This is a genomic window from Petrotoga sp. DB-2, from assembly GCF_054051725.1.
In genome coordinates this window covers 1-10,697 of record NZ_JBSVZD010000042.1, presented here as the reverse complement: position 1 = coordinate 10,697, position 10,697 = coordinate 1, and the positions used below count along the sequence as shown (strand labels likewise).

Genomic DNA, 10,697 nt, shown 5'->3' with positions numbered 1-10,697 from the left:
GAACAAGTAAAACAAGCGGTAGGGATAAACGAAGAAGCGAAAGAGTTGAGTGAGTTAGCCACAGAGTTAAAAGGATTGGTTGGAAGTTTTAAAATATAAAATCATCAAAGAGACGCTATATATAAGGTTTTAGAGTTTTTAAAGTTTTAAAGACAGTACCAAAAATATTAATAGGAGGAGAAATTTCAATTGAAAATATCTTTAAATGGAAAATGGAAGGTTTACGACAACGAAAAAGAGTTTGAGTTTGATGGAAACGTCCCTGGAACAGTACAAGGAGACCTCGTGGATTTGAATCTCATGCCTCATCCTTATGTAGGAGAAAATGAAAAACTTTTCAAAAGGTTAGAATGGAAAAATTGGATATACGAGAAAAAATTTCACATAGAAGAGATAAACGATGAGCTATGTTACGATCTTGTATTAGAGGGTGTGGATACCCTTTCAAATATCTACCTTAACGATAATTTCGTTGGAGAAACCGAGGATATGTTCATAGAATACCGGTTTGACATTAAAAAGTATCTCAAAATTGGGGAAAATTCTTTAAGAATAGAGATTAAATCTCCAATAGACCTCCCTAAAAGATTTGAAAAAAATTACGGAAAATTACACGCCGGCGAAGAAACCGCAAGAGTTTACATAAGAAAAGCTCAGTATTCCTATGGCTGGGACTGGGGAGCAAGAATAGCCACTAGTGGAATATACAGAGATAGTTACATAGAAAGTTATAAAGATGCTAGACTTTTCGGTTCCACTGCTTTTTTGGAAAATTTAGATGGAAAAGTCAACTTTTTCGGTTACGTTGATTCCCACATTAAAGATACTAAAAACTACGAAGTAGAAATTCTTTTCAATGGAAATCCAGTAATTACATTACCAGTAACCGCTAGTGTTGAAAATTACAAATTTGAAGGTTCTAAAAGAATAGAGAATTTAAAGCTTTGGTATCCACACGATTTGGGTGAAAGTTATTTATACGAAGTTGAGTTTAGACTTAAGAAAAATAAAGAAGTAATCTACAGTGAGAAAAAGAAAATAGGTTTTAGAATCGCCAGGGTAGTGAGAGAAAATAACTCAGAAGGTGAAAGCTTTATCTTTGAGATAAACGGCAGAAAAATCTTCGCCAAAGGCGCAAATTGGATCCCTGCTGAAAATATATTAAGTTGGTTAAAAGAGAGTGATTACGTTAAACTTCTCAAAATGGCGAAGGAATCCAATATGAACATGCTGAGAGTATGGGGAGGGGGCCTTTACGAAGATCCCATATTTTACAACACATGTGATGAATTAGGGATATTAGTTTGGCAAGACTTCATGTTTGCATGTGCTGAATATCCTGACCATATAGATTGGTTTAGAAAGCTTGCAAACGAAGAAATAAGACATCAAGTATTGAAATTAAGACATCATCCAAGTATAGTCCTTTGGTGCGGAAATAATGAGAATAATTGGGGCTTTGAAGAATGGGATTACAAATTGAAAGTGGATGGAAAAAATCTTGGAAATAGACTTTATTTGGAAGATTTTCCTAAAATATGTGCCCAAGAAGATCCATCGAGACTGTACTGGCCATCGAGCCCATACGGTGGCAGTAGAGCTAACTCTTCTGAAGTGGGAGATAGACATGTTTGGGAAATCTGGTCAGGATGGCAAGATTACAAATACTATACATGGGACAATTCAAAGTTCGTAAGTGAATTTGGATTTCAAGCAGCTCCAGATCCAAAAACTATTGATTTCTTTGCCGAAGATAATGAAAAAGAAATCTTTTCTCCAACGATGTTGAATCACAACAAACAAGTTGAAGGCCCAGAAAGACTCTTAAGGTTCATCAATGGACATTACGGATTGATTAGTAATTTTGATTCAATTGTTTATTTAACTCAACTCAACCAAGCAGAAGCTATTAAGACAGGAGTAGAACATTGGAGAAGCAGAAAATACAAAACAGCCGGAACTCTTTATTGGCAAATAAATGATTCATGGCCTGTTTTCAGTTGGGCTTCAATAGATTATTTTAAACGGCCAAAGGCTTTATACTTTTACACTAAAAGATTTTATAATCAATTGTTAGCGATTGCCAAAAATAAAGATGAAAAGGTCATAATATCACTGATAAACGATGGAATCAAAACCGAACTTGATTTGGAATTTCAACTTTGGTCTCTAGATGGAAAAAAACTTATGCAAAAAGAATATTCAAACATAAAAACGCCCGAAGATTCTGTAACTACTATCGATCAACTTAATATTTCCAACATTGACTTAGATAACTCCATAGCTTACTTAATTCTAAAACAAAATGGAAAAATCATAATAGAAAACCACGAATTGTTTGCAGATTTAAGAAAAAATAAATTAAACGATCCAAAAATAACATACAAAAAAGAAAGAAACAATTTGATATTGAGTTGTGAAAAACCGGCGTTGGGAGTGAACGTTAAGGTAAATGGGGAAAATTATTCTCAAGATAATTTCTTTGCTCTTTTCCCCTCCTATCCAAAAGTTCTAAATAATATCGAAGGTGAAATTAGTATAAAAAGCGCCTTTGATTATTTGTAGTTTAAAGATTTGAATTTATAAATTAAATTCTACAACACTCTTTTTAATTTTTAAAAACAAAAAATATCTTCAACATGGAGGTGAATAGAAATGAAGAGTATTTTAGCATTGGCCTTAATAGTTTCCATTAATTTGGTTTTATTGGCAAATTCTGTATTAATCCCACCAAATATCGACGATTCTTTCTTATACGGTAACGAACTTGTGAAGAAACCTTCGGAAGCCGGGGCTTTGCGAGTTATTGAGTATAACGGGATAAAAACCTTGGGAGATGAAGAAGGTAATCCTATTCAATTAAGGGGTATGAGCACGCACGGGCTTCAATGGTTCCCCGAAATTCTAAATGAAAATGCTTTCGCCGCTCTTGCAAATGATTGGGAAGCGAATGTAATTCGTCTTGCCATGTATGTGGGAGAAGACGGATACGCAACAGATCCTGAAACCATCAAAAAAAGAGTCATTCAAGGAATCGATCTTGCAAAGAAGTACGATATGTACGTGATCGTAGATTGGCACGTGCATGCACCAGGAGATCCAACCGATCCAATATATGAGGGAGCACAGGAATTCTTTAAAGAAATTTCAGAATTGTATCCCAATGATCCTCATATCATTTATGAATTATGTAACGAACCAAATGGTATCCCAAATGATGAAACCGGTTGGCAAATTGTAAAAGATTATGCAGAACCTATTATTGAAATGCTTCGGGAAAACGGTAATGAAAACATCGTTATTGTTGGAAATCCTAATTGGAGCCAAAGACCTGATTTAGCTGCTGATGATCCAATCGATGATCAAAATACCGTTTACACCCTTCATTTTTATGCAGGTACCCATAAACCGTCACCAGATAGTTACGTAATGAAAAATGCAATTTATGCATTGAAGCACGGTGCCCCTATTTTTGCATCTGAATGGGGAACAAGCGAAGCTACTGGCGATGGTGGACCATATATAGAAGAATCAGATGAATGGCTTAAGTTTTTGAACGCCAATAACGTTAGTTGGGTTAATTGGTCTCTTACTAATAAAAATGAAAAATCTGCGGCATTTACACCATACGTATATGGTGAATCTGAAGCAACAGATCTTGATCCAGGACCTGATCAAATATGGTCACCAGAGGAACTAAGTGTTTCAGGAGAATATGTTCGTACACGTATAAAAGGTGTAGAATACGAACCAATTGACCGTTCAAATTACTACAAAACATTATGGGATTTTGATGATGGGACCACTCAAGGCTTTGTAGTAAATTCCGACAGTCCTGTCACTGATGTAACGTTGACCAATGAGAAGAATAGATTAAAAATCTCTGGTTTAGATGCAAGCAATGACGTTAGCGAAGGAGGATTTTGGAACAATCTTCGTATTTCTGCGGATAATTGGGGCAACGCAGTTGATATTACCGGGGCTGGAAAAATAATGATAGATGTTATTTTAAAATCTCCTGCAACTGTTGCTATAGCAGTGATTCCTCAAGGACCCGGGAATGGCTGGTGGACTAATCCTGCTCGCGCTGTAAGGCTCACCCCAAATGATTTTGTCAAACAAGTTGATGGAACTTACAAAGCAGTTCTAACAATAACAGCTGAAGATAGTCCTGGCTTGGAAATAATTGGCACGAGTGACACAGACAATACGATTCAAAATATTGTTCTTTTCGTAGGTACAGAGGGAGCAGATGTAATTTATTTGGATAATTTTAAGGTTTCTGGCAAAAAAATTGAAATCCCCATTATCCATGATCCGTTAGGTGAAGCAAAATTACCATCGGATTTTGAAGATGGCACTCGTCAGGGTTGGAAATGGAGTAGTGACTCAGCAGTGCAAACAGCTCTTACCCTAGAAGAAGCCAATGGTTCAAAAGCTTTATCTTGGGAAGTAGCATATCCTGAAGTAAAGCCAAGTGATACGTGGGCATCCGCACCACGTTTAGATTTCTGGATGGATGGCCTAAAACGCGGGGGTAAAAATTTCTTGTTTTTTGATTTTTATTTAGCTCCCGATAGAGCTTCGGAAGGAATTATTGAAATAAATTTGGCGTTTCAACCACCATTAGCAGGTTATTGGGCACAGGCAACCGATACTTATCAAATTGATCTCTCAGATCTTGATTCAGCAACTGTAACAAATGATAGACTGTACCATTATGAGGTAAAAATAGATTTAAATTCAGTTCCCAATATTGAAGACAACACTGATTTAAGAAATATGCTTTTAATTTTTGTTGATGTGAACAGCGACTTCGCTGGAAGAATGTATATAGATAATGTCAATTTTATTGAATAAAAAAGCAAGAAAATTTTCATCTATAAGGAGATGAGTATTATGGATTTTAATTTCGATCATTTAGCAATCACAGTATCCGATTTGGAAAAATCTGTTGGATTTTACAGAGATATTCTTGGTTTTAGAGTTTTAGGAAAGCTTGTTCAAGACAATGGGAATTTCGTAATTGTTTATCTTGATATGGGAGATAAAATACTTGAATTATTCAACTTTACAGAAAAAGGAAAATATCTAACAACTCAAAACGATAAAGACATGGGCATAAAACACTTTGCTTTTAAAGTAAAAAGTGTCGATCAAACCTTTAAATATCTAAGGGAAAAAGGTGTAGAATTCACAATGGAACCTACCAATGCTGAAGGTGGTGTAAGAATTGCCTTTTTCAAAGACCCTGATAACATTCTAATAGAGATAATTGAGGGAGAACTTAATTTAGAAACATATTAAAGGTAACTCTTGAGGTGAAAAAAATGGCAACGATAAGAGAAATTGCTAAAGCTTCAGGCTTCTCTATCGCAACGGTATCTAGAGTTCTCAGTGGAAGCGAGAACGTTACTGAAGAAACAAGAAAAAAGATTTTAAAGGTTATAAAAGAATTAGATTACAGAAGAAGCCAGAGCATAAAAGGGAGCTCGTTCAGGGGGATTGGGGTCTTGGTCCCCGATCTAAAGGCAGATTACTATGGAATGGTAGCTGAAGGAATAGAAGAAGTTCTTTTACGAAATCACTTCGAAATGTTCCTTTCAACATATAGACATTCATTGGAAAAAGAGAGAGATGCCTTAGAAGAGTTCTTCGCAAGAAAAGTTGATGGTGTCATTGTCTGTACAACCTACCAGGATGAAGATTGCTTAGAAAAATTCATTGAAGCAGGTATACCGGTTGTTGCTGTTGATAGAGAAAACTCAGAACTGAAAATGGATATTGTAACTATAGATAATTATGACTCTTCATTGAAAATTGCAAAATATTTATACGATATGGGCCATAGAAAAGTTTTACATGTCGAAGGTCTGATGGAAGTATACTCTGCCAGGGAAAGAAAGCAAGCTTTTATGGATTTTGCACAAAAGAAAGAAGATTTTGAAGTTACCTTTATTCCTGCAAGTTTTGATGTAAAAGATGGATATATTGCTATTAAAAAATATCTTGACAAATATGGCAAAAACTTTACAGCGGGTTTTTTTGCCAATGATTGGATGGCTCTTGGTGGGATAAAAGCACTGAAAGAAGCTGGATTCAATTACCCTGAAGATGTTTCAATAGTTGGCTTTGATGATTCTCCCTTGGCTAAATATTTATACCCTTCCCTAACAACCATTAGACAACCTGTATATGAAATGGGATTAAACGCAGCAAAACTTTTGATAGAAAAATTAGAAGGTAAAAATGAAAGTAAGGTGAAAAGAAGGGTTATTTTACCAACTAACTTAATAATTAGAGATTCAGTCAGAAAAATATAATTTAATGATTTTTTGATATAATTATACTAATTATAGGGTGGGGAGCGGGGCAAGGGGCGGAAGTTTCTTTATCCTTATGGGTGGGGAGCGGGGCAAGGGGCGCTATATATAGTTTTATGGGTTCTAAAGACATTGAGAATCATCAATAAGGAGATGATTATTATAAAAATATACATTTCATTTGATTTTGAAGGGCTTGGGGGTATTGCACAATGGAACGATGTCACAAAAAATAATAAAGATTACAAACAAACATATGCTGTTAGGCAATTAAAAGCTTTATTAGAAGAGTTAAAAGAACATGAGATCACTTTGTCAGATTCCCATGCGGAAGGGAACAACATTCCGTGGGAAATCACAGAAGAATTCCCAAACGTAAAATTAATCAGCGGTGGGATAAGAAAATATTATATGATGACCGGTATAGATGAATCTTTCGATAGGATGATCTTTTTTGGTTACCATGCTGGAGTTGGAGAGAAATACTCTACTATGGATCATACTTATTCAAGTTCCTCTATTCATAATATTTGGATCAATAAAGTAGAAATGAATGAAACTTTAATTAATGCCGCATACGGAGGTAGTTTTGGCGTTCCATTGGCAATGGTTGTTGGGGATGATAAACTCAAAAAACAATTGAATCCATATTTTAAACATTTATACTATGTAGAAACCAAAAGATCCTTAGGCAGATACTCTGCAGAGTTTAAACCTATGAAGCAACTCCTGGAAGAAATTAAAAGCACAACTAAAGAAATGATTGACAAAAACAAAGAATATTTTGATGTCTACACATTCAACTCACCCATCGAGATGATTGTTGAATTTTCTGACACTTCAAAAGCTGATATGGTGGAATCTATGCCATTAACAGAAAGAATAGATGGAAGAAAAGTGAAAATAAGTAGCGACAATTATCGTGTGATTTTTGAAGCTCTTTTAGCGATAACATATATATGTGGAGCATAGAAAATAAGAGGTGATTAAAATGAGCAAAATACCAACAGATACAGCAATCTTTGCAGCGGGTTGTTTTTGGGGAGTAGAATACATGTTTAAAAAAGTTACAGGTGTCATCGACGTAATCAGTGGTTACACAGGTGGTTTTGTTGAAAATCCAACTTATGAACAGGTTTGTAGTGGAAAAACAGGTCATGCAGAATCTGTTTTAATTGTTTACGACCCAAACATAATAAGCTACGAATCATTAGTCAGATATTTTTTTGAAATTCATGACTTTAGCCAAGAAAATGGTCAGGGGCCCGACATTGGAGAGCAATATAGAAGCGAAATATTTTACATAAATGAGGAACAAAAAGCAATCGCAGAAAAAGTAAAAGACGAGTTGATCAATAGAGGTTTAAAAGTTGTAACCAAGATAACTAAAGCTTCAGAATTTTACAAAGCAGAGGATTATCACCAAAATTATTATAAAAAAACAGGAAAAGCCCCTTATTGCCACTTCAGAAGAAGAGTTTTTAAAAATGATTATATCAAATTCTTAGTGTAGAATAAGGGGAATACGTGACTTTCCTTCTGTTCATCAACCAATCGTAGATTGTTGTTTTAAAAATGAGAAGGGTATAGAAGGATATATGATGATTTTTATTTTATTATTGGTATTTCCATAATTCAAAATCTTCGATCATCGTTGAACAATCCACCAATAAATCCTCTGCCCATATTTCTATTTTCTCCCTTGTTTTGATACTTTGCTGCAGCGTTTATTCTGTCTGCGAGTCTTGAAAACGGAAGACTTTGTAGATAAATTGTCCCTGGACCATTGAGTTTTGCTATGAACAAGCCTTCTCCACCAAAAAGTGAATTTCTAAAACCACCTATAAACTGAACATCATAATTCACAGTTTTAGAAAAACCTACCACACAACCGGTATCTACTTTTAAAATTTCACCGGGTTGTAATTGCCTTTCGATTAAAGCCCCTCCAGCATGAATAAAAGCCATGCCATGTCCTTCTAATCTTTGAAGAATGAAGCCTTCTCCACCAAATAAACCTGTGCCTATCCTTTTAGTAAACTCTACTTCTATTTCTATCCCATTTGCTGCACATAAAAAACTATCCTTTTGGCATATAAAAGTCCCATTGAATTCTATTAAATCGATCGGTACAATCTTACCTGGATAAGGAGCTCCAAAAGCAACATGCCCTTTGCCTTCCCCATTTTGTACAAAGTTTGTTATAAAAAAACTTTCTCCAGTCATCATTCTTTTCAAGCCTCTGAAAAGACCTCCACCTGTGTTGGTTTGCATCACTATTCCTTCTTCCATATACATCATAGCACCAACTTCAGCCCTAATCCCTTCTCCTGGGTCAAGTTCAATTTCCACTAGTTGCATGTCATCACCGTAGATTTTGTAATCTACCATATCAGCCATTTTCTAAATCCTCCTTAAATTCCAAAATTTGTTGTCTTTAAAAACTCGATATATAGGGCTCCTTTGCCCTACTGCGGTTTTAGTTCTTTCATATTATAATTTATTTATATGGAAAATTAAAAATAGAATTTTTTAGATGGTCTTGATTTTTATTTTTTTTATGATATAATATTAGTGGTAATTTAAAGAAAATTAATTAACAAAATGAGTGCCGAGGGCTTTTTGCCCTCGAGCTTTTTTATAAAAAATATTTTTTGAAATGAAAGGGGTGAATGCCATGTTAACCAACAAAGAAATTAAACAGTTAATATGGGAAAAAGCCGATAACGTTGCTTCTAAGTTGGGTCTTGAAATTTTTGATATCTTAATTAAAGGTAGTAATAAAAATAAAATTCTAGAGATTGTTATCGATAAAGCAGACGAATACGTGTCCATAGGAGATTGTGAAAGGTTTTCCAAGGCTTTCGACCCTTGGTTAGACGAAATTGATCTCTTTGACAAGAGTTATGAGTTAGTAGTTAGTTCTCCTGGACTCGATAGAAAATTGAGAGGCAAAAAAGATTACGAAAGATTCAAAGGAAAATTAGCAAAATTTATTTTAAAAGGTAAAGAAAAGAAACACCCTGTATTAATTGGGTATATTGAAGATGTATCGGAAGATCAGATTAAAATTACTGAAAAAGATTCTGGAAAATTATTCAACATTGATTTAATAGAAATAGATAAAGCCAATTTAGAAATTGAATTGTAAAATTTGAAAGATATAGGAGGTGTAGAACATTGAACTTAAATCTATTAGAAGCCATAGATGCCTTAGAAAGAGATAAAGGTATAAGTAGAGACTCGTTGGTCGATATTATAGCTAAATCTATTAAAAGTGCATACAAAAAAAATTATGGGGCAAAAAATGTTGAAATTGAAATTGATAAAAATCTAACAAAATTGAATGTTTATCAATTATGGAAAGTCGTTGAAAAAGTTGAAAACCCTAAAGAAGAAATTTCTTTGGAAGAAGCTAAAAAAATTAATCCAAAAATAGAAATAGGTGAAATGGTAAGAAAAAAGATTAATCTTAAAAAGGATTTTAGACGAGTTGCCGCTCAAACAGCCAAACAAGTCATACTTCAAAATTTGAAGGAACTAGAAAAGAAAAACTTGTTTGATAAATACGTAGCTTTAAAAAATAGAATTTCAACCGCCGAAATAATTAAAGTCAGTGATGAATATATTGACATTAGAATAGGAAAATTAGAGACCAAACTCCCTATGAAAGAGACAATTCCTGGAGAAACCTTTAAAAGCGGAGAACTTGTAAAAGTCTACATAAAAAACATTCAAAACACATCAAAAGGCCCAAAAATTATGGTTTCAAGAACAGCACCTGAACTCATTACAGAACTACTATCATCTATCGTACCCGAGATAGAAGAAGGTATCATAAAAATTGTAAAAATAGTCAGGGAACCAGGAATACGGACTAAAGTTGCTGTTGTTAGTTCCATGCCAGGAGTTGATCCTGTAGGTGCTTGTATCGGTGAAAAAGGCTCAAGAATTAGTGAGCTACTAAAAGAACTAAAAAATGAAAAAGTGGATATTATAGAATATTCAGAAGATCCTAAAATTTTTATAAAGCACGCTCTTGCCCCTGCTGAAGTAAAAAATATAATTCTTAACGAAGACGAAAGAACTGCTTTTGTTTACGTCCCTGAGAATCAACTTTCTTTAGCTGTGGGAAAGGGCGGTCAAACCGCTAGATTAGCAGCAAAAATTACCGGATGGAAAATCGATATTCACTCATTAAAATAAGTAAGAATAAGAAAAATACCGCATCTAACTGACTGATGCGGTATTTTTTTAAGGGGTGAGAAAATACAAATAAGTCAAAATATATTACTTTAAAAAAAAGAGAAGGGGGCGATACCTACTCTCACACGTCTTAGCGTACTACCATCGGCACGATACGGCTTAACCGTC

At 34.5% G+C, this 10,697-nt stretch carries 9 protein-coding genes; 8 read left to right on the top strand and 1 reads right to left on the bottom strand.

The window, feature by feature from the left end; translation table 11 throughout:
• Positions 1-189: 189 nt before the first annotated feature.
• From ACW9JY_RS09915 to msrA, 6 genes are all read left to right on the top strand, one after another.
• Positions 190-2,565, top strand: a complete 2,376-nt coding sequence (locus tag ACW9JY_RS09915; RefSeq protein ID WP_457284251.1) for a beta-mannosidase — start codon at positions 190-192, stop codon at positions 2,563-2,565.
• A gap of 90 nt (positions 2,566-2,655) precedes the next feature.
• Positions 2,656-4,860, top strand: a complete 2,205-nt coding sequence (locus tag ACW9JY_RS09910; protein ID WP_457284250.1) for a carbohydrate-binding domain-containing protein — start codon at positions 2,656-2,658, stop codon at positions 4,858-4,860.
• Between the two features lie 39 nt (positions 4,861-4,899).
• Positions 4,900-5,307 carry a VOC family protein gene (locus tag ACW9JY_RS09905; RefSeq protein WP_158245440.1) on the top strand — a complete coding sequence of 136 codons (408 nt, stop codon included), beginning with the start codon at positions 4,900-4,902 and terminating at the stop codon, positions 5,305-5,307.
• A gap of 23 nt (positions 5,308-5,330) precedes the next feature.
• A complete protein-coding gene (locus tag ACW9JY_RS09900; protein ID WP_103076243.1) occupies positions 5,331-6,323 on the top strand; it encodes a LacI family DNA-binding transcriptional regulator in 993 nt (330 codons plus the stop codon).
• A 153-nt stretch (positions 6,324-6,476) separates the two neighbouring features.
• Positions 6,477-7,295 (top strand): M55 family metallopeptidase, encoded by an 819-nt coding sequence (locus ACW9JY_RS09895; protein ID WP_457284249.1) that lies wholly within the window; start codon positions 6,477-6,479, stop codon positions 7,293-7,295.
• A gap of 19 nt (positions 7,296-7,314) precedes the next feature.
• Positions 7,315-7,836, top strand: a complete 522-nt coding sequence (gene msrA / locus ACW9JY_RS09890) for a peptide-methionine (S)-S-oxide reductase MsrA (protein ID WP_457284248.1) — start codon at positions 7,315-7,317, stop codon at positions 7,834-7,836.
• Between the two features lie 122 nt (positions 7,837-7,958).
• Here the strand turns inward: msrA and ACW9JY_RS09885 are convergent, their stop codons facing one another.
• Entirely contained in the window at positions 7,959-8,723 is a 765-nt protein-coding gene (locus tag ACW9JY_RS09885; protein ID WP_457284247.1) for a TIGR00266 family protein, read from the bottom strand.
• 277 nt (positions 8,724-9,000) lie between these two features.
• Between ACW9JY_RS09885 and ACW9JY_RS09880 the strand changes: the two genes are divergently transcribed.
• Together ACW9JY_RS09880 and nusA are read left to right on the top strand one after the other, a co-directional pair.
• Positions 9,001-9,474 carry a ribosome maturation factor RimP gene (locus ACW9JY_RS09880; protein ID WP_169925102.1) on the top strand — a complete coding sequence of 158 codons (474 nt, stop codon included), beginning with the start codon at positions 9,001-9,003 and terminating at the stop codon, positions 9,472-9,474.
• Between the two features lie 29 nt (positions 9,475-9,503).
• Positions 9,504-10,529, top strand: a complete 1,026-nt coding sequence (gene nusA, locus ACW9JY_RS09875; RefSeq protein WP_103076530.1) for a transcription termination factor NusA — start codon at positions 9,504-9,506, stop codon at positions 10,527-10,529.
• Positions 10,530-10,697: the final 168 nt, after the last annotated feature.